This window comes from Undibacterium sp. MH2W (assembly GCF_049340215.1).
GTDB lineage: Bacteria > Pseudomonadota > Gammaproteobacteria > Burkholderiales > Burkholderiaceae_D > Undibacterium.
In genome coordinates, this window is the sequence record NZ_JBMPPA010000003.1 from 68,013 (window position 1) to 94,910 (window position 26,898).

Consider the following 26,898-nt stretch of genomic DNA (forward strand, 5'->3'; position numbering starts at 1 on the left):
GATTCACCATGGCACGCAGAAAATACCACGAAGAGCCGGATAACCATGAGCGTTGGCTTGTGTCCTATGCTGATTTCATTACCTTACTCTTTGCATTTTTCGTTGTCATGTATGCTATTTCCTCGCTCAATGAGGGCAAATACCGTGTTTTATCCAGCTCGCTGACCGGCGCCTTTAGTAATGTCAAAACAAATTCGCCAGCCCTGACGAGTGCGGTTAATGACGACGTAGTGAAGCTGACACCTTTGCCGTTGGTCAAACAGCGTGCGAGTGAGGGGTTGCGCAAAGAACGTGCAAAAATGACCGAAGTGGCCAAAGACATCATGGCTGTGCTCGAGCCTCTCGTGAGGGAGGGGAAGGTACGCGTGACGCAGACGAGTCGAGGCGTGACTATCGAAATTAATGCCAGTCTTCTTTTCCCCACGGGGGAGGCGAAGCTGAGTCCTGATTCCATTCAAGCTTTAACCGCGATCGCCTCTGTGTTGAAGTTGGATAACCACGCGATCCAAGTCGAAGGTTATACGGACAATCTTCCAATAAAGAACTCCATTTTCCCGTCGAACTGGGAGTTGTCAGCGGGTCGAGCGAGTACAGTTGCTCGATTGTTAACGGAAAATGGCGTTGATGAAAATAGAGTCACTGCTGTTGGGCAAGGAGCAAAGCAACCTGTTGCTTCAAATGAAACCCCGGAAGGTCGTGCTCGTAACCGTCGCGTTTCTGTTACTGTTTTGGCGGTGCTGCCAGAGCCTGTCATTGATGTTCCGGTCTCGCCAGACAAACAAAGTGTTAACTGAGTTCTTCTCGTTTTGTAGATTGTTGAGATCGAAATGAAGCGCTTTTCTTTTTGGCAGTTATTTGCTTGTTACATTATTAGTTCTTGTGAGTTTTAATGCTCACAGCGTCAACAAGAGCGACCATACCAACATCGCCAACAAAAAAGACCCACTCGTGGGTCTTTTTTTCATCTTTTTTAACGCTAGCGTTTTTCAATTAACGTGGGATCATACCCTTCATCGATCCTGCACTGATGGTCGTCTGTCCGGTTGGGCCATAAAGAGAACCCGTGCTGCTTCCATGTCCTAACACGGTCAGTGCTGCCTGGTTATGACTTAAGCGGCGGTTGATCAGCAAGCCATTCGTGCGGTTATCTTCTTTTGCTTGCTCGGAGATGGACAACAGTTTCTCCCATAAAACACTGCTTTGAGCTGTTTCGGTTGGATGTTGAGAGAAATAACTTTGCATTCCCTCCGGTTTTCCATTGAATCCAAGCGCAACAAGTTTACTCGATCTGATTTTTTCTAAGCCAGCAATGGTGCGGAGAAGTTCGGTTTTACCTGCAGTAGTGATACCTAGTGCTTCAATGTCGTTGCTTGCCAGCGCTGCTTGCTCTTTTTTAAGCAAGCTTGCAAGCTCACTCATCGCAGTAACTTCGTCAGACAGGCATTGCTCTATGGACAAATTTTGCACAGTAGGTTGGAACATGTTAGCGTTTTCTGGAGTTGATCAAATCTTTTACGGATTCAAGCAAACCATCAGCAACCTTTTCGGAATTAACCTGGAATCGACCCTCTGAGATCGCCAGTTTAATTTCCTCGACTTTTTTTGTCGCGAAAACAGAACTGCTTGCTTGCGTACTCTGTAACGCTTGGAGTTGCGTCGAGAGTGGCGAAAGCTGCACAGTCGTGCTTGGTGCTGCGGGTGTTGCTACAGGTGCTTCTTGCGCTGTATCGGCCCGCGCTGACTGGGGATTTGTCAGTGCAGGTGCTGCAGCGGTTTTATTTAGTGTGTCATCAATTTTCACAGCGATACCCTCGATAGTGGGAATTATCTACTTCTTCAGTCCAGTTATCGGCTCGGTATTTTTAAACTTTAATTTTGCTAGCGAAAAAATTTCCACCATTGCCATTTAGTTACTGATTTCTATAATTCCGCCCGCTTTTGCGACTCCGCTGAGTGTGACACCACTTGCTGTTCGCGCTTTGGCAATTTGTCCCTCTGAGGCATTTGTGATTGCTTGCGCGTCTGTTGCTACCTGGAAACCGTTGCCAATGCTCACAACTCGTACGGATTGACCTTGCTGCACAACTGCTGGGCTCTTGAGCGCATCCATTCGTAATAGCGTTCCGGACGAAACGGAGTTTTGGATCGCTTTGCCGATCGCTTGGTCTGGGTTGCTAATGAAACCCACCGGAAGGTTAGAGATTTCGCCTTTTATTTTACTGAGATCATCGATGGCGAGGACTTGTCCTTTGCTCAACGAATGGGCAGCAACATAATAATCAGCCGTAATTTGGACATTGGCTCTCAAATACACTGTCCAAGCAACAGGAGCCGTGCAACGAACGCCAACGGTAGTTTTTCCCCATGCTTTGCTGCCGGGTGGCAAAAACGGGACGAGCGCCTGACACGATGCTAGCGTTAATCGGGTGTCGATTGGGCCGACTGAGATTTCAGCGTCCCCCGGCTGAGCGGTCGACGTTTGCAAAAGGAATTCGGTCGCTACCTGTCTGATTTTCTCGTGTTCCTGCGTGGTGCCTGATACTTCAGCAGCGTTCGTGATGCCCGCGAGCGCCAGTGATGCGAGGGCGGTGAGGACAGAATGGACAAAGAATTTCATGGTGAGCTTTCATCGCTATAACGAATCGATGCACTCATTTTAGGCGCTCAGTTTTTGTTTGAATGCGTAAATAAGGGGTGTTTCTCACCTTTGCTTGTTGGATTGAATGACCTACTTCTCGCCTAACATGTAATGAACAGAGAAGTTTCAACTGAACAAACGGAGCAGGGAGGTGTAGTGATGAGTAAGCTTGATGATCTCTTGCGGTTTCAACAGACTGCGTTGTCAGTTCGCGGGCAGCGTCAGCAATTGTTGGCTTCTAACATTGCCAATGCCGATACACCAAACTACAAAGCCCGTGATATCGATTTTACAGCAGTGCTTGCCAATAAATTACAGCTCAACTCAAACCAGAGTTCGACGCCGTTGACGAAGACTGCCGATCAGCATTTAGACGCGAGTGGTTCCATGGATGGTATCACGCCCATGTATCGAACGATGGTGCAAGGTAACGTCGACGGCAACACAGTTGATATGGATGTGGAGCGTAATGCGTTTGCTGATAACGGTGTGCGTTATGAGGCAGGTCTAACAATGATTAACATGCAAATCAAAAACATGTTGGCTGCCATTCAGGGGTAATGATTATGTCGCTATTTAATGTTTTTAATGTGGCTGGATCGGCAATGAGTGCCCAGGCACAACGTCTCAATACAGTCTCTAGTAATTTAGCTAACGCGGATAGTGTCACGAGTACAAATGGCACGCCCTATAAGGCGAAACAGGTCGTATTTACTGCGGTACCGATGACTGGAGCAGCATCGACTGGCGTGAAGGTGTCGCAAGTGGTCGAGGATGCGAAACCACCAAAATTAATGTATGACCCTTCACATCCTTTGGCGGATGAGAATGGCTACGTGGCCTCGCCCAACGTTAATGTTGTTGAGGAAATGGTAAACATGATTTCTGCTTCACGTTCTTACCAAGATAACGTTGAGACCATGAATTCTGCCAAAGCAATGCTATTGAAAACACTTACGCTGGGTCAGTGAGACTCTTAAAGGAGATGTGAAATGTCTACGATACAAACCAACACGGTTCCAACTAGTCTTATGACAACGATGAATGGCACGCCGTCTACAACCAATTCCATTCAATCTGCACAAAATCAGTTTATGACGTTGTTGACCACGCAGATGAAAAACCAAGATCCACTTAATCCGATGGATAACGCCCAAGTGACAAGTCAATTGGCGCAGTTGTCCACGGTAACAGGTATTAATCAGGTGAATGCATCGATTAATGCGATGAACTCAAATTTCCAGGCAAGCCAAAGTTTGCAGGCTGCAAACATGATCGGTCATGGCGTTCTGGTGCCCGGAAACTCGGTTGCATTGACAACCACCACCAATGCGAGCGGCGTTAGTTCAACTGCTGGTGTTTTAGGGCTCAATTTGCCGCAGAACATCACGAGCGGCAAGGTGTCAATCACCAATGCGGCAGGGCAAGTGGTGAAGACGATTGATTTGGGTTCGATGTCACAAGGCGTCCAGACAGTGAGTTGGGACGGTTCGACAGATGCAGGAGGTGCGGCCCCTGCAGGAACATATAGCTACTCAGTGACTGCTGCATCAGGTGCTTCGGCTGTTACGCCGACTAAACTCGAGTTTGGTATGGTGTCGAGCGTATCTTCTGGTTCCCAGGGTGTGACATTGAACCTCGCGAATTTAGGCGCTGCCGCGATGAGCAGCGTTGTGCAGATTTTCTGATTTTTCGCATGTTGGTGCCCCAGAATTTTGACCCCATTTTCGTATTTGCCGGAGAATTATCATGAGTTTTCAACAAGGTTTGAGTGGATTGAACGCGTCGTCCCAGCAGTTAAGTGTGATTGGTAATAACATCGCCAATGCTGGAACAGTTGGTTTTAAAAGTGCACAAGCGCAGTTTGCCGACGTATACGCAAATTCTCTAAATGGCGCCTCGGCTAGTGCTGTGGGTATTGGTGTTCGCGTCGTTGACATTGCTCAGCAGTTCACGCAAGGAAATATTTCTTCCTCCACCAATCCATTAGATATTGCAATCAATGGCAATGGCTTTTTTCGAATGAGCACTAACGGTGCGATTACTTATTCGAGAAACGGCCAATTCCAGCTGGATAAAAATGGTTATTTAGTTAATTCGCAAGGAGCGCAATTGACTGGCTACGCAGCCAACAATGCCGGTGTTCTTTCTACTGGCTCTGCTGCCCCAATCAATATCAACACCGCTGATTTGGCGCCCGCTCAGACCACGACTGTCAATGCGGTGATTAACTTTAACTCGACGTTGAATGTGCCTGGAACTCAGTTGCCGGTGACAACACCACCAGTGATCACACCAACGCAGTTTGATCCAACGAACGCGACAACTTATAACAGCTCGACATCGACAACCGTGTATGACAGTTTGGGTAATTCGCATGTCGTACAAACATATTACGTTAAAGTTGACCCCACAAAAATTCCCGCTTCGACGGCGCCGTTGGTGACGCCATCATCTGCATGGACGGTGTACGCCACTGTGGATGGTAACTCGTTCGACACTAGTGGAAATATCATCACACCACCAGCGTTGCCCGTTGCACAGGGCGTCATTGGATTTAATAACCTTGGTGCGCAGGTGGGGGTTTACACCACAACAGGTACATCTGCAGCATATTCAGCAACGTCACCTAATGCCCTCAAAATGACGGTGCCAGTTCCATCGCAGGCTGTTACGCCGATCAATACCGCTGCATTGGCGATTAAGTTTGATTTCACCAATAGCACGCAATACGGCTCACCGTTTGGCGTTAGCACCATGAAACAGGATGGTTTTGCGTCCGGTAAATTAGCAAGTTTTAATACGGGCAAAGACGGGACCATCGTTGGTAGCTACACAAATGGGCAAACAAAGGTGCTTGGTCAGGTGGTCTTGGCATCGTTCACAGATTCAAACGGTTTGCAGTCGCTGGGTGGTAATCAGTGGAGCGAAACGTCCGCGTCTGGACAAGCCTTAGTCGGCGCGCCAACCACAGGTAGTTTGGGTGCGTTGACATCGTCCGCTACCGAAGATTCAAACACCGATTTGACCGGTGATTTGGTCAATATGATCACGGCGCAACGTAATTACCAAGCGAATGCACAAACGATCAAGACCGAAGATCAGATCATGCAAACCTTAGTCAATCTGCGTTAATAGTAGAGCGTACTACTTTTAAATCAATCTTTAGTTAATGTCTTAGGGGACTGCGATGGATCGCTTAGTTTACACCGCCATGACCGGAGCGAGTCATATCCTTGAACAGCAGGCGACGGCATCCAATAATCTGGCCAATGCCAGTACGACGGGTTTTCGTGCGCAATTGGATTCTTTCCGAGCTGTGCCAGTCATTGGCGGTGAACTGCCCACGCGTACCTTTGTCGTTGACTCAACGGTCGGCGCGAACTTTACCCCTGGTGGTTTGCAGCCGACTGGCAATCAGCTCGACGTGGCTTTGCAAGGTAAAGGGTGGCTCGTTGTTCAAAAAGCCGATGGCACCGAGGGTTTAACCCGAAATGGTAGCTTAAAGCTTGATGAAAACGGCGTTCTGCAAACGCAAAGCGGACTCAGTGTGTTAGGGGAGAGTGGAACGATCACTTTGCCACCTGGCACGTCAATCACCATTGGTAAAGATGGCACCATTTCTAGTATTCCATCTGGTTCCGCGCCAAATGCGATTCAAATCGTTGGACGATTGAAGTTGGTGAATCCGCCGGAGTCAAACTTAGTGCGTGGCGACGATGGTTTATTTAAAACGAAAGATGCCTCCACTACTGATACGGATGAAACCGTATCAGTAGCGTCCAATATGTTAGAGACGAGTAACGTGAGCGTTGTTGATTCGATGGTGACCATGATTAATCTAGGGCGGCAGTTCGAGATGCAAATGAAATTAATCACTGATGCTGAGAATAACGCGACAAAAGCGACGCAGATCCTCGCTTTGGCTTAATCGGGTTTGGATCATAATAGTAATACGTGAAATAGCCCGAGTGGCGCGTAGGAGAAAACTGATGATACGTTCATTATGGATTGCAAAGACAGGCTTAGATGCGCAGCAAACGTCGATGGACGTCATCTCAAATAATCTTGCCAACGTCAGCACGACCGGGTTCAAAGGATCGAGAGCTGTTTTTGAAGATCTGCTGTATCAAACAATTAGACAGCCTGGAGCTCAAAGCTCACAACAAACACAATTGCCTTCTGGCTTGCAGTTGGGTACGGGTGTGCGTCCTGTGGCGACTGAACGTCTTTTTACGCAAGGTAACTTGCAGCAAACAGGTAACTCAAAAGATGTGGCGATTCAGGGCGATGGCTTTTTTTCTGTCCTGATGCCTGATGGGTCAACGGCATATACGCGAGATGGTTCTTTTCAGACGGATAACCAAGGGCAGCTCGTGACCGCAAGTGGGTTTGTTATTCAGCCAGCAATTACGATCCCTGCCAACGCTCAATCAATTACCGTCGGTATCGATGGAACCGTTTCAATTACGCAGCCAGGCTCGGTGAATCCAGTGCAGGTCGGTTCTTTGCAATTGTCAACTTTCATTAATAATGCTGGTTTGCAGTCTTTAGGTGGTAATTTGTATGCAGAGACAGCGGCTTCTGGCGCGCCTGCAACAAACGCACCTGGTTCGAACGGTGCAGGTACCTTGCAGCAAAATTATGTAGAGACGTCAAACGTCAACGTCGCTGAAGAGCTGGTGAATATGATTCAAACCCAGCGTGCATACGAGATGAACAGTAAAGCCATCACCACGTCCGATCAAATGCTAGCAAAGCTGTCTCAGATGTAATGGAAGCTTGAGGTGGAAAACATGAAACGTCATATCTATTTATTGAGTGCTGCCGCGGTGTTTCTGTCAGGTTGTGCAGTGACGCCACCGACGATTGTTCATCAGCCAACAACACTGCCGCCGCAGTCCGCTAAGCCACAACGCGAAATGAATGGGGCGATTTTTCAAACGGCGTCGTATCGTCCGCTCTACGAGGATGTGAAAGCACGTTTAATCGGCGACGTATTGACGATCAACTTAAGTGAAAAAACATCCGCCGGCAAAACCTCTGCGTCGTCCGCAAGCAAGTCTGGAAGTATCGCTTATGCGACGCCAACGGTCTTTGGCTTGCCGACCAATACGACTGGACAGGGTGGCTTGAGTATCACGGGGGCGAACAAGTTTGGTGAAGCTGGCGCTGAATCCTCTGGTAATAATTTTTCAGGCACCATCACCGTCACGGTAATTGAAGTGCTACCGAATGGCAACTTAGTCGTGAGTGGCGAAAAGCAAATGGCCTTTGATAAAGCGAGTGAGTTTGTTCGATTCTCTGGTGTTGTGAATCCGCAAACCATTGCCGCTGGAAACCAAGTCTCCTCGACGCAGGTCGCAGATGCAAGATTGGAATATAGATCCACTTCACACGTCGACAAGGCGGAAGCTAATTCGATGTTGACGAGATTCTTCCTTAGCTTCCTTCCACTGTAATTTTGTGTATTGAAGCAGTGTAAATATTGGGTTAAACGATGAAATCCCTCCTGAATATCCGCCTTTTGACAATTGCGAGCCGCTGCCTGCTTGTGATGTCTTTGGCTTTTTTTTCTGATTGCCACGCAGAGCGTATTAAAGACTTGGCCGGAGTTCAGGGCGTGCGCCAGAATCAGTTGCTCGGCTACGGTTTAGTCGTCGGGCTTGATGGTAGTGGTGATCAGACAACGCAAACGCCATTCACAGTGCAAAGTATCGTGAGCATGTTGCAACAAATGGGTGTGGTTTTGCCAACGGGTACAAGCTTACAACTCAAAAACGTTGCAGCGGTCATGGTGACGACGTCGTTACCACCATTTGCTCAGCCTGGGCAAACCTTAGACATCACGGTGTCCTCGATGGGGAATGCTAAAAGCCTACGAGGCGGCACGTTGTTGATGACACCACTTAAGGGTGCCGATGGTCAGATTTATGCCATGGCGCAAGGTAGCGTTCTCGTGAGCGGCGTAGGCGCGTCAGCCAACGGCAGTAAGGCGCAAGTTAACCATCTTGATGTTGGTCGGATCTCGGGCGGGGCCACCGTCGAGCGTGCAGTGCCGAACGCTATCGGTCAAGGTGATACGATTCAGCTTGAATTAAACACGTCCGATTTTTCGACAGCCAGTCGGGTTGTGGATGCCATTAATCGTCGGTTTGGTGCAGACACAGCAGCAGCAATCGACGGTCGTGCGATTCAAGTAAAGGCACCGACTAGTTCTGATCAACGCGTTGCGTTTTTAGGTATGTTGGAGAATATTGATGTCACGCCGGCACAAACTGTTGCCAAGGTGATTCTCAATGGGCGCACGGGCTCGATTGTCATGAATCAGGCCGTAACACTGGATGCATGTGCAGTCGCCCATGGCAATCTTTCAGTCACGATTAATACCGACAATAGTGCGAGTCAGCCAAATGCACTTGCTGGAGGACAAACGACACCTGTCGCTAATTCCACAATTACTATCGCGAAGGATGCAGGGCAATTGCAATTGCTCAAGGCAGGTGCATCATTGGCCGATGTTGTAAAAGCGTTAAACTCAATCGGTGCAACACCTCAGGATTTGCTTGCCATTTTGCAAGCGATGAAAGCGTCTGGGGCATTACGTGCCGAGCTTGAGATCATTTAAGGCTGAACCATGATTCCGACGACAGATACCACCGACAAAGGACTGGCGATTGATGCCCGTACTCTCGGTAATCTCAAAATGTCCGCCAAGGACAATTCGCAAGAGTCGATTAAGGCAGCAGCTAAACAGTTTGAAGCATTGTTTATGAATATGATGCTGAAGTCCATGCGTCAGGCGGGTGGTCAGAATGGGGTGTTTGATAACGAACAAACACGTACTTTCACTTCAATGCTTGACCAGCAACTCACTCAGAATATGTCAAACCGAGGGATCGGTTTGGCTGACGTGCTAGTGAAGCAACTTACCAATAATGCAATGAGTCAGGCGTTGGCCAATGGTGATGAGGTTCAATCGCCTGCAGCAAATCTGCGTGGCATCAATGCGTATCGTGATAGTTTGAAATTAGAGTCGACGTCCACATCGACTTCTGCTGCAAAATCTGACGCTACAACCTCTAACCATGTGCGTGAATTCCAAGAGAAACTGGGTGCCCATGCTGAAGAGGCGAGCAAGGTCACGGGTATTCCCGCGAAATTTATGCTTGGACAGGCGGCCTTGGAGACGGGTTGGGGTAAGAAACAGATAAAGACGGTCGATGGAAGCGAAAGTCACAATGTTTTCGGCGTGAAGGCCAATAGTAGTTGGAAAGGCAAGACAGTCAATGCAGTGACGACGGAATATGTGAATGGCGTTGCTCAACGTAAAGTCGAAACGTTTAAAGCGTATGATTCTTACAGCGATGCATTCAAAGACTACGCGAATATGTTGACCAAAAATCCACGCTATGAGAACGTCATTGCCAATTCCAAAGATGCGGCGAGCTTCGCATATGGTATGCAAAAAGCTGGATATGCAACCGATCCCCAATATGCTAATAAGTTAAGCAAAATTATTAAGCAAAACCTCTCAGCTTGATTGTTCTCGGGGCTAAGCAGGGAAATTAAAGTTTTCTGGCTTTTTACCGAAAACAAGGTAGATCGCTGGCTTTCGGCATGTCGTTAAGATGACAAATACATAGGTTTAATCATGGGTGCAAATATTCTCAACCTAGGGCAGTCGGCTTTAGCCGCCGCGCAGCTAGGTATCAGCACGACTGGGCAAAATATTGCAAATGCATCCACGCCGGGATATAGCCGCGAGGTTGTTCTCCAAAGTGCTGCTGCTTCGCAGCAAATTGGTGGCGTATTCGTCGGGCAAGGTGTTAATGTTAATCAAGTTCAGCGTCAATACAGTGATTTTATCGCTCAGCAGGTTAACTCTGCGACAACGTCAAAAGGGGCTGCTGACGCTTACTTGTCACAGATTACCGGTCTGAATAATATTATTGCTGACTCGACGACCGGGATTTCTCCAACGCTGCAGACTTTTTTTACGTCGATTCAAAATCTTGCTTCTAGTCCGAATGGCACTGCGGGTGCTGCTGCTAGGCAGGCAACGTTATCTGCTGCTCAGTCGTTGGTTGGTCGTATTAACGGATTGCAAAACCAAGTCAGCCAAATTAGCGCAGATGTCAACGGGCAAATCGCTTCCTCAGTAACAACGATTAATGGCTACGCCACACAATTGGCGCAGCTCAATGATGCGATTGGCAAGGCTCAAAGTACAAATAATGGCACCCAGCCGAACGATTTGCTTGATCAGCGCGATTACCTTGTAACTCAATTGAGTCAGCAGACCTCTGTCAATGTGGTCCAAGAAGGGTCGCAGTACAATGTATTTATCGGCAACGGTCAGCCGCTTGTGCTTGGTTCGCAGAGCAATCCATTGCAGGTCATTCAATCGACAACAGATCCTTCACGGAACGAAATCGGTTACCAAGCGAAAGGCACTGTTGTTCAAATTGCGGAAAACAGCTTGCCTGGTGGCACGCTCGGTGGTCTATTAGACTTTCGTTCCAATTTGCTCACAACAACGCAAAATTCGATTGGTCGAGTTGCCGTCAGCATTGCGTCCGCAATCAATCAACAACAGGCGTTAGGTCAGGATCTCAATGGGGCAGTGGGGACGAATTTGTTCACGATGAACCCAACGATCAGCTCATCGAGCAGCAGTAACACTGGTACCTCGCAGATCAGTGCAACGATCACCAATCCGAGTGCACTGACAACGAGTGATTACAACTTGCAATATGCAAACGGAAATTACACGCTGACGCGTGTCAGTGATGGTGCGTCGCTTACTTCGTCTAGCCTCCCAATGAACTTCGATGGTGTGAAGTTCGACCTTGCGCCGCCACCAGCGGGTGCCGTCCCAGGAAACGGCGATCAATTTTTAATCCGACCTGCTGCATCAGCGGCGGCAACGTTGGCCGTTGGTATTATCGATCCCAACAAATTGGCGGTGGCCACGCCGTTCTCGACGAATGTGCCATCGACAAATACAGGCAGCGTGACCATGACGTCGGGTGTGATTAACTCGCAAGTGGGTTCTGGTAGTAATTCCTTAACAGCGACAATTGGTGCCGTAACAACGGATGCATCGTTCAGTGCTTCGGCGTTTGGCGCTGGTTTTAGTTTGACTTTTGCTTCTGGGACGAACACGTTATCCGGCTTCCCAGCCGGTGCCACTGTCTCCGTCACGAATGGCGGTACAACGACAACTTATAAGAGTACTGCTCCCGCGTCATCGTCTGTGCCATACACTAGCGGCGCGACAATCAGTGTGAATGGTATGAGCTTTACGATTGGCGATAAGGGAACACCGCCAGCGAATAACGATACATTTACTGTAGCACCTTCCATTCCAGCGACGGCGACAAAGCTGACATTCAACACGCCTGCAAATACGCTCACGGGCTTTCCAGCGACGGCTAATGTCACGGTAAAGAGCGGAACGACCTCCACAACGTATCCAGCGGGAACGGCCGTGCCCTACGTGAATGGTGCAACCTATAGTTATAGTGGCGTATCGTTCACCATGTCAGGTACGCCAGCAAAGGGCGATGTCTATAATGTTGGACCGAACACCACAGGAACTGGCGATAATCGTAATGCATTACTGATGCAGACGATCCAAACGCAAAATAGCATGGTGGGTGGTACAACCACGATTCAGGGGGCATTTGCCCAGTTTGTCAGTCTGATTGGTAACAAAACGAGCGAAGTTCAAGCAACGAGTACGTCGGAAACATCGATGCTGAAAAATGCTACTAATGCACAACAATCCGTATCAGGCGTGAATTTGGACGAAGAAGCATCCAATTTATTGAAATATCAACAAAGTTATCAAGCTGCAGGTAAGCTAATGCAAATTGCGAGCCAATTGTTCTCTACCTTGTTAACCATTGGTCAATAGGAAAAATCATGCGTATCAGTACAAATATGATTTACCAAAACAGTGGCTCACAAATTTCAGAGCTGCAGTCCTCGTTAAATCAAACGCTTCAGCAAGTTTCTGCAGGTAAGAAAATATTGACGCCTGCTGATGATCCGATTGGCTCGTCGCGCGCGCTTGTTATTACGCAAGCCGCAGCAATCAACGATCAATACACCGTGAATCGCCAGGATGTGCAGGATAACCTTGGAATTACATCGGGTGTGTTGACTAATGTTGCTAATCTTTTGACAAGCACAAGAACGTCGATCATCAGTGCAGGTAATGGTGGACTGGTTGATAGTGACCGTGCAGCAATCGCGACGACGTTAAAAGCGAATTTGGCCTCTTTACTCAGTCTCGCAAACTCGACTGATGGGACAGGAAATTACCTTTTTTCTGGCTTCTCAACGACGACCATGCCCTACACGCAGACCGCGTCTGGTGCCACTTATAACGGCGATCAAGGTCAGCGTTACTTGCAAGTTGATACCGCTCGTCAATTACCATTGAGTGCACCAGGTGAGCAAATTTTCGGCAATATTCGGACATCTGCGAATCAATTCAACGTTCAAGCAGATCCTTCTAATACGGGCACAGCTACGCTGGCGGCGACAATCGACCCTGCCACTGCAGCCAATCTGACTGGCAACAATTACGCTGTCACTTTTGATAGTACCGGTGCGAATTTCAGTATTATTAATACAACAACGGGTGGTAGTGTTGCATTGACGGATGGGACGACAGGCGCTGCGATTACACAACCTGCGCCGTATGTGAGTGGTCAGTCAGTAAAATTCGATGGGATGAGTGTGGTAATCACCGGAGGGCCTCCATCAACGACGCCTGCTCCCGGGGATAAATATACGATTCAACCTGGTAATCAGAATATTTTCGAGACTATCACGGACGCAATCAATGCACTGAGTGCGCCGACAGGTAATGCCGCCGCCCGAAAAGATTTAACGGCTGCACTCACGCAGGCGAATAACAATATTGATGCGTCTTTAAGCAACGTGCTCACGGTGTCAGCGCACGTGGGGGCAAGCTTGCAGGAGATTGATAGCCTCAATAGCGCGGGCGCAACAACAAAGATTGCTTATGCGCAATCACTGTCGTCGATCCAAGATCTGGATTACGCAAAGGCGATCACGACATTGAATCAGCAACAGACCACTTTGCAGGCAGCTCAGCAGTCCTTTGTCAAAATCTCTGCTTTGTCGTTATTTAATTACATCGGTAACTAAACCACGACTTGAAAACGAACATTTCTTTCGCTTGATTATCCGGAAGAAATGTTCAGTCTTCACTTTAGTCTCAACATTAACTGTTGACGTTAGACTTTTTCCATTTCTTCAGAATCCAAGCCAATGACGTGCGTTTGTAATTGACCGCGTTCATCATGCCACTCACGGATAACACAAGGATATCCGTCTTCATCGAGATCAACGACTTTAAAAAATTGTCCAACCATCGACTCAATTAAAATTCGCTCATCTTCTGGGAAGCTTTTGATAAATTGAGGGCTCAACGAGACGATACGAACGATGTCGCCGACAGCGACGGGTTGATTTTTGCAATCTACAATCGGGGAAATAGACATATCTTGATAGGAACGGTGAAAGGAATAGTGATGTTAAGCGGCATTGTACTTGCTATTTTGACGATCAAGAACTTTGCCAGGTCCTGAAGGTAAAAAAAGCTCACTTCATTGCTGAAGTAAGCTTTTTTTTAATAACGGTAGGCGTGTGATCCTATAAGATCATCTTTTCGTCGCGTTTTTCTCTCTCGCTACCCAGTACAACAAGAAAGCGATGAATGCGTAGGGAATAAAGGAAAGTAGATCAGCGTTGGGGCCTTCAAACAACGGATTGTGTGCCGTTGACCAATCTCCAATGGCTTTATCGAAATCGTCCATGATACCGGCGCTGAACGCGATCACGATACCCGCTAATGCGCCACCGGCAATATAGCCAGAAGAGAGCAATACGCCCGAGCTGCGATCGCCAGCGGCTTGCATTTCTTCTTCGTTCAAGTCCTTGTATTGGTCCAGCTTGCTATTTCTGCGATCGACCAACCAGCGGATCATGCCACCGACAAACAATGGGGCGGAGGACGATAATGGCAGATAAACGCCCACAGCGAACGCCAAGGAAGGAATGCCAGCCATTTCGAGCACTAACGCGATCATTACGCCAAACAAGACAAGCGTCCAAGGTAATTGGCGATCTAAAATGCCTTTAATGATGTAGGACATCAATACAGCTTTTGGCGCGTCGTACTTTGTCACCGCGGTGCCGTCTGGGCGCTGTTTATAGGCACCATTGATACCTGGATCGACCAAGTAGGCAACTTTGCCTGCGTTATCAACGAGATACTTGCCTGCCGGTGCACCAACGCTGTCATTTTTGTGCCAAACACGATAGGTCGCTTTATCCTGTTCTGCTTGTGGACCTTGCAATTGCGCTGTTTCAGTTAGTTTGGATGCGTCTGTTGTTAAGCTCGGGGCAACTTGTGCTGCAGGGACGTAGACCGTGCCGGCATCATTTAATTTCAGCAGAATAGGTCCAAGGATCAATGCTGAAGATAAGGCACCAGCGAGAATGGCGTATTGCTGAAATCGAGGTGTTGAGCCAACTAAGAAGCCTGTTTTCAAGTCTTGTGAGGTTGTTCCGGCATTGCTGCAAGAAATACAGACGATAGCGCCGACAGAGAGGGCAGTGACGTAATATTTACCACCTGTCCAACCCATTAATAAGAAAATTAAACAGGTGAATAACAGCGTTGCCACTGTCATCCCAGAGATTGGATTGGATGAAGAACCGATCTCACCCGTGAGGCGAGAGGACACAGTTGAAAATAGAAAACCAAATACAAGAATTAACAACGCACCCAGCAAATTCATATGCAAAGGTGCTGCAAAGGTGATGACAGCGATAATCGCCAGTGCGCCAATCACAACCCATTTCATTGGAATATCTTGGTCTGTTCGTAACGCTGCGCCACTCGTGATGGCATTTGCACCCTTACTTAAACCAGACAATCCCGCAGTCATGCTGCGCCAAATCGTTGGCATTGCGCGGACCAAGCTCACCAGACCGCCAGTGGCAACGGCACCAGCACCGATGTAAAGGATGTAAGCACTGCGGATATCATGTGGGCTCATGTCTTTGATGAGCATGGTGCCGGGCGAGACAGGAACGCTCAGCGCATCACCGAAGAACTTGATCATAGGGATCAGCAGCAGGTAGGACATGACGCCGCCAGCGGCCATCACCGATGCGATACGTGGGCCAATGATGTAGCCAACACCTAACAATTCAGGAGAAACTTCGGCACCAATAGAGCCACTCTTGAGGGGCGCTCCGAAAACGATCTCTGGGGTATCTTTCCACCCTTTCAGCGCGACGTTAACGATTTTGTACAACAAGCCCAGGCCAAAGCCGCTAAAGATAATGCGAGCACGCTTGTTGGCGTCATCTTGTGCATGGGGGTCGCTGCCTTCTCCGGCTGCTTCACGTGAGCTGTCTGTTGCTGCTGCTTTGAGCACTTCAGCACAGGCAGTACCCTCCGGATACTTCAGTTCACCATGATTTTCAACAATCATTGTGCGACGCATCGGGATCATCAACAGAATGCCAAGAAGGCCACCTAAGCAACCAACCAACATGACACGCGATATCTCAAGGTCGAACCCCAAAATCATAATGGCTGGCATGGTCACGCCAAGCCCAAAGGCCAGTGATTCACCTGCGGAGCCAGCGGTTTGCGTAATGCTGTTTTCCAGAATGGTTGAGTCTTTGGCGCCTAATTTGTTAAATAACCGGAATAAGGTGATCGCGATGACTGATACTGGAATCGATGCGCTGACTGTTAAGCCAACTTTCAGTACCAGATAAAGTGATGATGCACCAAAGATCATTCCCAGTATCACGCCCATGATTAATGCGCGCGGCGTCATTTCGGCAAGCTGAGCCGAAGCAGGAATATAGGGCTTGAATGTTGACGGTGACATTTCTTTTGCCATGTGTGTCCCTTGAGTGGTTCAAAAAATGAGCCCGTCGTTCTCTGGAAAAGATCGGGCTCTCTATCATCCTCTGGAAGGGGGATGATTATTTCAAATATATTACAGTTCGCGCATTATCCCGCTTTTGCACATTATTTTGCAATCTGCAAATTATGACTGTGGCATTTCCTTCTGCTCATGTAAGTTTGGTAACACTTTGATCGCACGTATAATCGGATTTCTCCACGCAATGACTGCCAGTGCCAAGGCGAATGCGCCCGCTGCGCCCAAGGAATAGCGAAGCCCTATGTACTCTCCAATCCATCCGCCGAGCAATGCACCGGGACCTGCGGGGATCAAAATGAGCCACCGCATTGTGCTTGTCATTCTCCCTAACATGGGTTCTGGGGTTACCGCCTGCCGTAACGCCAGAAAGTTAATGAAGATCAGTACCCCTCCCACTGAAAAGCACATCAACATCCACCCGAAGGCAATGACACCCCAGTGATTTGTCGGTGCAAGAGCGAGTGTTGTCCAGCCGATGCCACACACAGCAACACCGCTGACCAAGCAGGGGCCCGGTCCAAGATAGCGGCTCACTCGATAGCCGAAAATACTTGCAATAATCGTTCCCGCACCCATGGCCATGTAACTAAACCCGACAGATTGTTCTGATAACCCCAACACCCGAGTGGCAAACAAAATCTGAACAACAAGGGCAGCGTTATAACAAAGTTGCCATCCCCCAACGGTGGCCGCCAGGGTCAATAAAAGTGGCTTTCTGAAGACAAAATGCAGACCTTCTTTGAGATCGCGCCAAAAATGAGGCTCTTGCGTCTGCTGCACTTGCTCGTCAACCTTGATGCCACGCAAGATCAGTGCAGAACTGATGAGTAAAAAGGCATCCGCAATTAATGCAAATGGCGCACCAAGTAATTTAATGAGTGCACCTGCCGCTGCGGGACCTGAAATTTCCGCACCCGATGTAGCAAGTGCGTTTTTTGCATGCGCTTCGACAAGGCGATCGCGTGGAACAATCTGTGTTAAGACGATTTGCGCCGCCGTACCAGCGCTCGTATTCACCATGCCGATAATGAAGGCGACGACATACAGCCATAACATATTAATTGCGTCGATCCAGAAAGCGACTGGAACGCTCGCCACAGCAATAGCAATGACGGTCTCTCCTGCAATGTACACGGGTAATTTTCGGACACGGTCTAACCACACCCCGGACGGAAGGGAGAGCAAGACAAACGGCAACGTCTCCATGAAAGTCAGAATTCCCATCTGACTCGCGCTCGCTTTGAGCATGACAGCGGCTGTCAAAGGTAGTGCCAATAAGGTGATTTGGGCACCAAACGAGCTAATGAGTATGGAGCTCCATAATCGACGATAGATTCGATCGCGCAATAAATCATTGGCGGGTAATTGCAGTCGAGTTTTTATCAATTGTTTCATGGAATTATTTTTTGAGGCAATCGGCGCCCACTTTTTTATGCAAGGAACTGGCGATAGTTCACTGATCTCTGCTACCGTTATGAGAGAATCAAGGCCTAAGTTGAAGGTATTAGGGGGTTTTGTTCCTCACCGCTAGGCGAATGAGCGTTGTATTGAGACAGTCTTTGCATCAAGCATACCTTGTCGTCTATTGTAAAACAAACCACAGCCTTGCTTAGCAGATGTTGATGGGTTACCTCATTGAAGTAAGATAATAAGAGATAGCTTGTTTTGTAATAAGTTCAAAAAAAATCGAAAAATATGTTTGAAAAACCGATAGTCATGATCGACTTCGAGACCTCTGGCATGAGCCCAGAACAAGGTGGTCGGGTCACGGAAGTCGCAGCGATGAGAATTGTTGGGAATGAAATCGTCGATCGTTTCGTCTCATTGATTAATTGTGGCGTTCGCATTCCTTATTACATCACCGAGCTGACTGGCATTACACAGCACATGGTCGATGGCGCGCCTCCTGCTTCAGAAGTCTTGCCTGAACTTGTCGAGTTCATCGGTGCTGACACCTTGGCTGCGCATAATGCCAGTTTTGATGAAAAATTTTTGAAAGCCGAGAGCGATCGGCTCGGCCTCTGGCCTGCGTATGATGGTGTGGTCTGTTCTGTGAAGCTGGCCCGACGAGTCTTTCCGGGGTTGCCAAGTTATTCTTTGGGGAAGCTAGCGTCGTCATTAGGGATCCGGTTTCACGGTGCTGCGCACAGGGCTGAAGCGGATGCCGAAGTGGCTGCAGGCGTGTTGTTGCACGCAGCAACGCATTTACGACACCAGTACGGGTTTGAAAAAATTGATCCGCAATTGTTTATCGAAATAAACAAACGTAGCGCCGCCAAAATCGGTCCTTTTCTGACATCATGGACTGCGTCCGCGCCAGTCGCGGTGACGGCGGAGGCGCACCTCGTATCGGGCAAAAAGTTCAGACACTACAAGGGCGGTATTTACGAATTGGTCTGCGAGGCCACGCAAGAAGCGGATCTCTCGCCGGTGATCGTGTATCGCTCCCACAATGGAAGCGTATGGACGCGCCCAAAAGCGAATTTTTTTGAAACGATCAGCGTTGGGGGTGTCGCTGTCCAGCGGTTCTCACCCATCGATTAACGGGTCGTCTATTTTTCATTACAATAGGACCCCACGAGGTCAATAAGAACAAACAGGAGAGCAGAATGTCGACAACACTGAGTGTGAATGGGAGTCGGGTGACGTGCCAATCGGAGGCAGATACACCGCTTCTTTGGGTGCTTCGCGACGAGTTGGGATTGACGGGTACCAAATTTGGTTGTGGCGCAGCCTTATGTGGTGCGTGCACGGTGCATGTCGATGGGGCTCCAGTACGCTCGTGCCAAACACCGCTTGATAGCGTTGCCGGCAAAACGGTGGCGACCGTAGAGTCGCTGTCGTCAGGGGTCTACCAAACGTTACAACGAGCATGGGTGACGCACGATGTTGCCCAGTGTGGCTATTGCCAATCGGGACAATTGATGAGCGCAGCAGCTTTATTGGCAAACAATGCAGCGCCGACAGATGAAGATATTGATAACGCCATGAGTGGCAATATTTGCCGATGTGGGACCTACACGAGAATTAAAGCCGCCATTAAAACGGCTGCGACCGACCTGCGCGCGAAAGTGTGATAGCGACTAAGTTGGTTGCGCTCGTGTGCTGTTGCCGTCAAATTGTCTTATATCTGCAGTTTTTATTGATTAACGTAGGAAACCGCTGCCTTGTTTGATCATCCGGCTTAATTATCAACACATTTTCGCGTAAAATCCCACCAAGATTAATTGGGCAGGAGATTTACATGAGTATTAAATCGGACAAATGGATTCGTCGCATGGCAGAGTCAACCGGCATGATTGAACCTTTTGAGCCGGGGCAGATACGTGAACGTGATGGTCAACGAATTGTAAGTTATGGTACCTCGTCTTATGGTTACGACATTCGTTGTGCAGACGAGTTTAAAATTTTTACTAACATCAACAGTACCATCGTCGATCCAAAGAATTTTGATGAAAAATCTTTTGTCGATTTTAAAGGTGATGTTTGTATTATTCCGCCGAACTCGTTTGCGTTGGCGCGCACCATGGAATATTTCCGAATTCCTCGTAGCGTCCTGACTATCTGCTTGGGCAAATCGACTTACGCGCGCTGCGGTATTATTGTTAATGTCACACCGTTTGAGCCTGAATGGGAAGGGTATGTGACGTTGGAATTCTCTAACACGACACCGCTTCCAGCAAAAATTTATGCTGGCGAGGGATGTGCGCAAGTGCTGTTTTTCGAGAGCGATGAGGTTTGTGAGACGTCTTACAAGGATCGCGGCGGTAAATACCAGGGGCAACATGGCGTGACTTTGCCAAAAACCTGAGTGGGTTGCTTTGCTATCGATCAATGACGATCGATAGGTTTGACAAACAAAAAATCCCGGTAGATGCAGATCGACCGGGATTTTTTTTATTATCTTTATGTAAATTTCACAACTTATTTTGTTCCAAACAAGCGATCACCCGCATCACCCAAGCCTGGAACGATATAACCATGGTCATTCAGACATTGGTCAATCGATGCAGTGATGATAGGCACATCCGGATGGGCGTTCTGCATGACCTTGATACCCTCTGGTGCTGCAAGTAAGCACACAAATTTGATCGTCGTTGCGCCGCCTAATTTAAGACGAGCAATCGCTGCTGCTGCAGAGTTACCCGTCGCCAGCATCGGATCAACAACAATCACCAGGCGCTCGGCAATATCTTCAGGCACTTTATAGTAATACTCGACAGGTTCTAATGTTGTCGGGTCGCGGTAGAGGCCAATGTGTCCGACACGGGCGTTTGGAAGCAGATCGAGCATGCCATCCAAAATACCATTGCCAGCGCGCAAAACAGAGATGACGCATAACTTTTTGCCGCTGATTGTTGGCGCATCGATCGTTTGAATCGGTGTTTCAATTTTTGTGAATTCGATAGGAAGGTCTCGCGTCACTTCATACGCCAGCATTTGGCTGATTTCGCGCAACAGTCGGCGGAAATTGTCGGTCGGCGTATCCTTGCTCCGCATCAATGACAGCTTGTGCTGTACCAGCGGATGCTTAATTTCAGTGACTAGTTCATTCAAGGTATTTCTCCCGCATATTGTTAAAGTGACCGCTATTTTACGACTGTCGGCAAATTTGTGGGGCAGTTTGCCACCGAATACGTATGAATAGAGGGGTTTTTCTCGCTTTGCTCGCGGGATTGTTTGTTTTTTCCTGGTTGATAATTCAGGGTAAGAAGTTCCGGGGCGGCTAGGCCGGCCGTCACGGGAGCGACTGCCAAATCAGGAGTGACGTATGGACAGCAATGAGACTTTGTTAAATAAATTTTCTTTGGGAGGATTCTCCCTTGATCGTCATGCCGATCAGAAAGAAGATTTTTTATCTTCTCCTGACGCGCTCGAGTCTAATTCACGTATTGATGTGAAAGGTATCCGCGAAGCGATTGCTCGCGTTGAGGCTGAGGCCCGTGCAACCGTCGCCGCCGAATCTCGTTTGAAAGCAGAGACCCATGCACGCGTATTGGCCGAGTCGCGCGCGCAAGTCGAAGCAGAGACCGCTGAATTGGCACAGCAAAATTTGCAATTAGAAGAGGCAGCAGCACAACGTAGCCGTGAACGTTTATTGGCTGAAAAGCAATCTCAGGCCGCCAATATGGCAAGGATCGCAGCCAATGAACAAGCTGCAAAAGAATTACAAGAGCGGGCAGAGATGGAAAGTCGTGCCCGTGCACAAGCCGAACAACGTCAAAAACTAGAACAAGAAGCAAAATCGCGTGCAGAAATGCAGTTCAAAGCCGAGCAGGAAATCGCTGCAAAGGCGAAGGCAACCGCCGTCACGCTCAGTAAAGAGACGGAAGTAGCGCGTAGTTGGGCAGTGGAACGAATTGCTGCTTCCGAGGATGCACGTCAGCAGGCGATGGAACGCGCCCGTGCGGATGCACGCATCGCTGAACTCGCTCGGGAGCGGGAACGTCGTGAACGTGAGGCGCGTGAGACGGCAGAAGCGTTGATGAAAGCTCGTTCCGAATCGTTGCAGTCGAGCAAAGAACGTGAACAAGCGGAAGCCATGGCGCTGGAGTTTGCGCTTAACCGTGCACCCCTCGAAGCGCGGGCACGCGAAGAGGCGTTCGCCCGCGTCGCGATCGAACAAGAACATGATGCAATTGCACAAGCACGCGTTGAGTCCGAACGTCGTGCAGCAGAAGCAATTCAACTGCGGATGCAGGCAGAGCACGATCTTCAGGTGGCAGCAAGTCGCCGTGAACAGGCTGAATTAACCGCGGCGGCCACTGCGCAAGCGCGCCGTGAAGCAGAAGATAAAATTCGTCAGGTGACGGAGTCTCGGATCCGCGCCGAGCGTGAGTTGCAATCGACCGCAATGAACCGCATCGAGAGCGAGCAACAGGCCGACGCCCAAGCGAAAGCAAGAACACAAGCCGAAGCAGAGGCTGCAGAGGAAGCGCGTCAACGCCGTCTTGCAGATCAAGAAGCGACAGAGATCGCTCGCCAACGGGTACAAGAAGAGCAACGCGCAGCGAAATTAGCACAAGAAAGAATCGACATAGAACGCGTCGCCGTAGAAGCTGCGCGTCAGCAGGCTGATGCTGAACAGCAAGCATTAAGTGCAAGTGCATTCCAGGCGGAATTGTTGCGACGTGCTAATGCAGCGTCTGAATTAAAGGCAAAACGTGCGCAGGAATTGATCCTGGTAGAGCAAAAACGTGTTGAAGCCGAACAAAAGGCAGCCGCAGCGCTGGAAGAGAAACTCTTGGCAGAGCGGAAGAAGGCTGAAGAGGCAGATGCCCGTGCCAAGGCAGACCAAGCCCATGCTGAATTAATGCGCATGCAAGAAGCGGCGGAACGGGCTGCAAGAATTGCTCAAGAGACCGAGTACACAGCAGAAAAAATCGCCCTGGAACAAGCCATGGAACAGGCTGATTTGCAGCAACGTATGGCAGAGGCGACGGTAAAGAAAAGCCGTGACGTGACGGAATTATTACGTGTTCAGCAGCAGCGTGCTCAAGATGAGGCGAAGGCGATGGAGTTACTCGATGAAAAACTTGACGCTGAGCGTCGTCGCGCAGAAGCAGTTCAGCAAATGCTGAAAACAGCAGAAGAGAAACTTGCGATCGAACAGGCTGCACAAGCAGAAGCTGAAAATAAAAAACGTCTCGAAGAAGAGATGAAAGCGTTGGCCCAAGCGAAAGAGCAGGCTGAACGCGAACAGCGTATTGCGCTTGAACTTGCAGCAGAAGCTGAAAAGCAGGCGCTAGCGCATGCCGAAATCCAAAAGGAGATGCAGCGTAAAGCCGCCGCGATGGCAGAGCTGAAAAGCCGTCAAGCTGTTGAATTAACGCGTGCCGAACAGGTGCGTAATGAAGCAGAAAAGCAAGCCATTAACGCTGCGCAAGAAAAGCTCGAGGCAGAGCAGGCGACGGCAGAAGAAGTGATTGCGAGAGCGCATGCGGATCGCGAACATGTTGCACTCCTTCAAGCACGTCAACAACAAGAAGCAGAAACACGGCAAGCCCGCGTCGCCATGATTCAGGCAGAGCAAGCACGGTTGTTGAAGATGCAGGAACACGCGCAATTGCAAAAAGAAGCCCTCAATGCAGCGCAAGCCAAAGTGCTTGAAGCAGAAGAGTTAGGCAAGACACTGAAATTACGTGCTGAATCTGAGCAAACTGCTTTGAATTCGATTCGTCAAAAACTCGAAGCTGAAAAACAATTGACTGCAGAGCTTCATGCAAAAGCGAAGGCCGAAGAAGAGCAGCGTAACCAACATCTCGCTTTACTAGAGACAGAGCGCCGCCTGCGTTCTGCAGCAGAACAGAAGTTGGCGGAAGAACGTAAGCTCGAAGAAGAAATCGCTGCCAAAGCACACGCTGAACAGTTAGCTGCTGAAGCGGCTGCAGCCCGCGTAAAAGCGGCTGCACAACTCTCTCGCTTAGAGCAAGAAAAGGTGAAGTCACAGCAACAAATGGTTGCAGCCCTCACGTTGCATGCAACGTTGGAAGCGGAAAAGACCGAAGCGGCTCGCAAAGAGGCGCAAGCTGCCGAAGAGAAGCTGGCGTCAGAGAAGTTAGCCCATGCCGCGGCCCTGGCAGCAGCGAAAGCCGAGGAAGAGCAGGCGCAAATTGCCGCAGCGAGAGCGTTAGCTGAGCAGGAGGCAAGTGAGTTGGCTGCTGCGAAGTTACAAGCAGAAAAAGCCCTCCAAGAGCAGGTAAAGGCCTACGCAGAAAGCCAACATAAAGCACATCAACTCTTGGTCGAAAAAAATCGGCGCATTTCTGAGTTAGAAGAAGTTATTTTGCAACGCGCTTCGGCTGATGCGGCATTGCTCGCAACGACGGAACAAAAACTGTTCGCTGAACAAGCAATTGCAAAAGAAGTGAGTAGCCGGTTGGCGAGTGAAACACAAGCAAAAGAATTTGCAGAAGCAAATGCCCATGCTGAACGTGTCGCTCGCCTTGCTGCTGATGCCACGTTGGCAGCCGAAAGTGCCTTACACCAAGAGCTTTCAGCCCACGCAGAAGCGCAGAAGTTAATGGAAAAGTTGGTCACACAACGTCTACAGCAAGAGGCGCAATTAGCTGCGGCACAACAAGAACGTAACGAGGCTGAACAAGCATTGATTGCGATGCTTTCTGAAAAAGAAGCAGCAGAAAAAACGGCTGCAGAAGCTGCGCAGGCACGCCTCCTTGTTGAACAAGAACACGTTGCATTGATTTATGCTCGCCAACAAAGCGACGAGGCAGCACGACAAGCCGTTGAGGAACTCAATTCAGCTGAAAAACGGTGGTTAGAAAAAGCAAACGAAGAAGCGCTGATCAAACGCCAGGCTGCCGCAGCATTAGAGCAAAAAACATCGTTGTTGTTGGCTTCGAGCCGTGCAGAGCAAGAACGTTTGGCGATTGAACAGCAACTCAGTATTGAACTGGATGTGAAGCTTCATGCAGAAATGCAAGCGCGCCACGCCGTTGAGCAGCGTCTCGCTGCGGAGCAAGCATTGGCACAAGCTAGTGCTGAGCGCAGTGAGCAAGAACAGCGCGCCAATGCAGCTCTGCAATCGCAACTTGCAGCCGAACAGTCAATTTTGCTTAATGCGAGAGAGCACGCGTTAGCGCAACATTTGGCAACCGAGGCAGCAGAAGAAAAGTTGCGTGAAACAGCAGCGTTGGTTGCATTAGAAAATCGTCGCGCTGCTGCAGCGTTGGAAGAGTTAAGTGTTGTTCAGCAAAAAATTGTTGCTGAACAAGCAGCTGTCGATGAGGCAGAACAGCGTGAACGTGCTGAGAAAGAATATCTCGCCTTAGCCGAACTGCGCGCTCAGTGCGAGCAAGAGGCTAATGTGGCCATGCAGACGAAATTAAATGCAGAAAAAGAAGCAACGGAGCTTGCGTCTTTACGTGCATCGATCGCTGTTCAGGCTGCTGAGTTGGCGCAAAGTCAGGCGAATGAATTGCTGTCCTTGCAGCAAGCCGAGGCGCAGCATGCTGAAATGGTTCAACGTGAAATTGCTGCCATCGCAGAACAACGTGCACGTGAAGAGCAAGCTGCTCAGTTAAAGCAATTAGCCCTGCAAGCGATTAACGAAAAAATGGACGCTGAAAAAATGCTGATGCAAGCCGCTGAAGAGCGACTCCACATCGAGCAAGAATTGGCAGCACAAAGTAAGCGACGTGCAGCGGAAGCTGCGCAAGCAGTTGCGGCGGACAAAGAGAAATTAGCACTCGAGCACGCATTGACCGAAGCGGCAAAATTGCAAGCAGAACAAGCTGCTATTGCTCACACTTTACTGAGCGAAAAAATTGCACAAGAAAATACGCTGATTGCGTTGACGGAACAACGTATTGCAGCAGAGAAGAAAATCGCCGATGAGCGTGCTTTGCGTATCAAGGAAGAGCAAGCTTTGTTAGCTGATTTGGCGAAACAAGAGGAAGAGGAAGCTGCTTTCGCTGATCTATTACTCAAACGTCGTGCTGAACAGAGTGCGGCTAAGCGTGCATTGGAGCAGGCGCAAGAGGAGGCGATGAAAGCGAATGCCGACGAGCGTGAATATGACGCTTTGCGTGCACAGTTGTTAGAAACAATGCGTTTGAAAGAAGAACAGCAACAAGCGGAACTCATTGCTTTGGAAAAAGCGATGGCGGATCAGAAGCTGGCCATGGAGCAAGAAGAGGCGCAAGCTAAATTGGCTTTGGACAACGAATATCGCCAAGCAGAAGCATTAGCGCATGAGTTAATTGGTAAAGTCCGTCAAAAACAGTTGCATGTTCAAGCGTGGCGTCAGCAAGCGCAAGAAGTCTTATCTCACGCGCCGCTGAATATGGATGTCAACGATTCTGTTGCTGATGATGTGGCACCGATGACCTCTGAACGTGTACGTCTTCGTCCATCCGTATTGGCAGGATTGTTAATGTGTGCGGGCATCGCTGGTGGTGCTGCGGTCCTTGGTTATGGTAGTTACCAGCCTCAGATTTCAGCAACGACACTCAATGCGCCAGTTAAAATGGTGTCTTCTAGTGCGGTTGCTCCCCAAAAGGTCAATGCCAACATGCAACTGAGCTATGAATTGGTCATGCCAGCAACACCGACAGTGAAGCCAAAACAGGTCGTAAAGTTTGCACCAAAACAAGATGTAACGCCTAAAAATGAGATGGATGCTACGGACGGAGAGAAGGCGAAATCCGATGTGCAAGTTGCCTTAATTGGTTCAAAAGTCAACTAAGCATTGCTACTCAAACGCAAGCGACTCACGTCAACCCGCTA

Annotated in this window: 23 protein-coding genes; 16 read left to right on the forward strand and 7 right to left on the reverse strand. The window is 49.1% G+C overall.

Going from position 1 to position 26,898, the window contains the following annotated elements:
* Positions 1-8 precede the first annotated feature (8 nt).
* A complete protein-coding gene (motD, locus tag ACO0K2_RS08275; RefSeq protein ID WP_423017617.1) occupies positions 9-794 on the forward strand; it encodes a flagellar motor protein MotD in 786 nt (261 codons plus the stop codon).
* Between the two features lie 196 nt (positions 795-990).
* Here the strand turns inward: motD and ACO0K2_RS08280 are convergent, their stop codons facing one another.
* The 3 genes from ACO0K2_RS08280 to flgA form a co-directional block, all read right to left on the reverse strand.
* On the reverse strand, positions 991-1,482 hold the full coding sequence (locus ACO0K2_RS08280; protein ID WP_423017619.1) for a flagella synthesis protein FlgN: 492 nt from the start codon (positions 1,480-1,482) through the stop codon (positions 991-993).
* 1 nt (position 1,483) lies between these two features.
* A complete protein-coding gene (gene flgM, locus ACO0K2_RS08285) occupies positions 1,484-1,801 on the reverse strand; it encodes a flagellar biosynthesis anti-sigma factor FlgM (protein ID WP_423017621.1) in 318 nt (105 codons plus the stop codon).
* A 105-nt stretch (positions 1,802-1,906) separates the two neighbouring features.
* Entirely contained in the window at positions 1,907-2,617 is a 711-nt protein-coding gene (gene flgA / locus ACO0K2_RS08290; RefSeq protein ID WP_423017623.1) for a flagellar basal body P-ring formation chaperone FlgA, read from the reverse strand.
* 177 nt (positions 2,618-2,794) lie between these two features.
* Between flgA and flgB the strand changes: the two genes are divergently transcribed.
* The 11 genes from flgB (at position 2,795) to flgL (ending at position 13,825) form a co-directional block, all read left to right on the forward strand.
* Positions 2,795-3,199: a flagellar basal body rod protein FlgB gene (gene flgB / locus ACO0K2_RS08295; RefSeq protein WP_423017625.1), complete on the forward strand. Its 405-nt coding sequence runs from the start codon at positions 2,795-2,797 to the stop codon at positions 3,197-3,199.
* A gap of 5 nt (positions 3,200-3,204) precedes the next feature.
* Complete coding sequence (gene flgC, locus ACO0K2_RS08300; RefSeq protein ID WP_423017627.1) at positions 3,205-3,609, forward strand: flagellar basal body rod protein FlgC; 405 nt, start codon at positions 3,205-3,207, stop codon at positions 3,607-3,609.
* A 21-nt stretch (positions 3,610-3,630) separates the two neighbouring features.
* A complete protein-coding gene (locus tag ACO0K2_RS08305; RefSeq protein WP_423017629.1) occupies positions 3,631-4,326 on the forward strand; it encodes a flagellar hook assembly protein FlgD in 696 nt (231 codons plus the stop codon).
* 61 nt (positions 4,327-4,387) lie between these two features.
* The gene (gene flgE / locus ACO0K2_RS08310; protein WP_423017631.1) at positions 4,388-5,773 is read left to right on the forward strand and encodes a flagellar hook protein FlgE; all 1,386 of its coding nucleotides are present in this window, start codon (positions 4,388-4,390) and stop codon (positions 5,771-5,773) included.
* A 55-nt stretch (positions 5,774-5,828) separates the two neighbouring features.
* The gene (locus tag ACO0K2_RS08315; RefSeq protein ID WP_423017633.1) at positions 5,829-6,569 is read left to right on the forward strand and encodes a flagellar basal body rod protein FlgF; all 741 of its coding nucleotides are present in this window, start codon (positions 5,829-5,831) and stop codon (positions 6,567-6,569) included.
* A gap of 61 nt (positions 6,570-6,630) precedes the next feature.
* Positions 6,631-7,413 carry a flagellar basal-body rod protein FlgG gene (gene flgG, locus ACO0K2_RS08320; RefSeq protein ID WP_423017635.1) on the forward strand — a complete coding sequence of 261 codons (783 nt, stop codon included), beginning with the start codon at positions 6,631-6,633 and terminating at the stop codon, positions 7,411-7,413.
* A 21-nt stretch (positions 7,414-7,434) separates the two neighbouring features.
* Positions 7,435-8,100 carry a flagellar basal body L-ring protein FlgH gene (locus tag ACO0K2_RS08325; RefSeq protein WP_423017636.1) on the forward strand — a complete coding sequence of 222 codons (666 nt, stop codon included), beginning with the start codon at positions 7,435-7,437 and terminating at the stop codon, positions 8,098-8,100.
* A 95-nt stretch (positions 8,101-8,195) separates the two neighbouring features.
* Entirely contained in the window at positions 8,196-9,266 is a 1,071-nt protein-coding gene (locus ACO0K2_RS08330; protein WP_423018464.1) for a flagellar basal body P-ring protein FlgI, read from the forward strand.
* A gap of 9 nt (positions 9,267-9,275) precedes the next feature.
* Complete coding sequence (gene flgJ / locus ACO0K2_RS08335) at positions 9,276-10,181, forward strand: flagellar assembly peptidoglycan hydrolase FlgJ (RefSeq protein ID WP_423017638.1); 906 nt, start codon at positions 9,276-9,278, stop codon at positions 10,179-10,181.
* A 111-nt stretch (positions 10,182-10,292) separates the two neighbouring features.
* The gene (gene flgK / locus ACO0K2_RS08340; RefSeq protein ID WP_423017640.1) at positions 10,293-12,560 is read left to right on the forward strand and encodes a flagellar hook-associated protein FlgK; all 2,268 of its coding nucleotides are present in this window, start codon (positions 10,293-10,295) and stop codon (positions 12,558-12,560) included.
* 8 nt (positions 12,561-12,568) lie between these two features.
* Positions 12,569-13,825 carry a flagellar hook-associated protein FlgL gene (gene flgL / locus ACO0K2_RS08345; RefSeq protein ID WP_423017642.1) on the forward strand — a complete coding sequence of 419 codons (1,257 nt, stop codon included), beginning with the start codon at positions 12,569-12,571 and terminating at the stop codon, positions 13,823-13,825.
* A gap of 89 nt (positions 13,826-13,914) precedes the next feature.
* Here the strand turns inward: flgL and ACO0K2_RS08350 are convergent, their stop codons facing one another.
* The 3 genes from ACO0K2_RS08350 to ACO0K2_RS08360 all read right to left on the reverse strand — a co-directional run bounded on the left by ACO0K2_RS08350 (position 13,915) and on the right by ACO0K2_RS08360 (position 18,045).
* Positions 13,915-14,181, reverse strand: a complete 267-nt coding sequence (locus tag ACO0K2_RS08350; RefSeq protein WP_423017644.1) for a hypothetical protein — start codon at positions 14,179-14,181, stop codon at positions 13,915-13,917.
* Between the two features lie 159 nt (positions 14,182-14,340).
* Positions 14,341-16,605 (reverse strand): OPT family oligopeptide transporter, encoded by a 2,265-nt coding sequence (locus ACO0K2_RS08355; RefSeq protein WP_423017646.1) that lies wholly within the window; start codon positions 16,603-16,605, stop codon positions 14,341-14,343.
* Between the two features lie 150 nt (positions 16,606-16,755).
* Positions 16,756-18,045 (reverse strand): MFS transporter, encoded by a 1,290-nt coding sequence (locus tag ACO0K2_RS08360; RefSeq protein ID WP_423017648.1) that lies wholly within the window; start codon positions 18,043-18,045, stop codon positions 16,756-16,758.
* Positions 18,046-18,345: 300 nt separating this feature from the next.
* Here ACO0K2_RS08360 and ACO0K2_RS08365 point away from each other — a divergent pair, with 300 nt between their 5' ends.
* The 3 genes from ACO0K2_RS08365 (at position 18,346) to dcd (ending at position 20,461) form a co-directional block, all read left to right on the forward strand.
* On the forward strand, positions 18,346-19,194 hold the full coding sequence (locus ACO0K2_RS08365) for a DUF1653 domain-containing protein (RefSeq protein ID WP_423017650.1): 849 nt from the start codon (positions 18,346-18,348) through the stop codon (positions 19,192-19,194).
* A 65-nt stretch (positions 19,195-19,259) separates the two neighbouring features.
* The gene (locus tag ACO0K2_RS08370) at positions 19,260-19,727 is read left to right on the forward strand and encodes a (2Fe-2S)-binding protein (protein WP_423017652.1); all 468 of its coding nucleotides are present in this window, start codon (positions 19,260-19,262) and stop codon (positions 19,725-19,727) included.
* A 167-nt stretch (positions 19,728-19,894) separates the two neighbouring features.
* Positions 19,895-20,461, forward strand: a complete 567-nt coding sequence (gene dcd, locus ACO0K2_RS08375) for a dCTP deaminase (RefSeq protein ID WP_423017654.1) — start codon at positions 19,895-19,897, stop codon at positions 20,459-20,461.
* 113 nt (positions 20,462-20,574) lie between these two features.
* Here dcd and upp read toward each other — a convergent pair whose 3' ends face one another.
* Positions 20,575-21,207, reverse strand: a complete 633-nt coding sequence (upp, locus tag ACO0K2_RS08380; protein ID WP_423017656.1) for a uracil phosphoribosyltransferase — start codon at positions 21,205-21,207, stop codon at positions 20,575-20,577.
* A gap of 214 nt (positions 21,208-21,421) precedes the next feature.
* Between upp and ACO0K2_RS08385 the strand changes: the two genes are divergently transcribed.
* Positions 21,422-26,857, forward strand: coding sequence for a hypothetical protein (locus tag ACO0K2_RS08385; protein ID WP_423017658.1), 5,436 nt, complete (start codon positions 21,422-21,424; stop codon positions 26,855-26,857).
* Positions 26,858-26,898 lie beyond the last annotated feature (41 nt).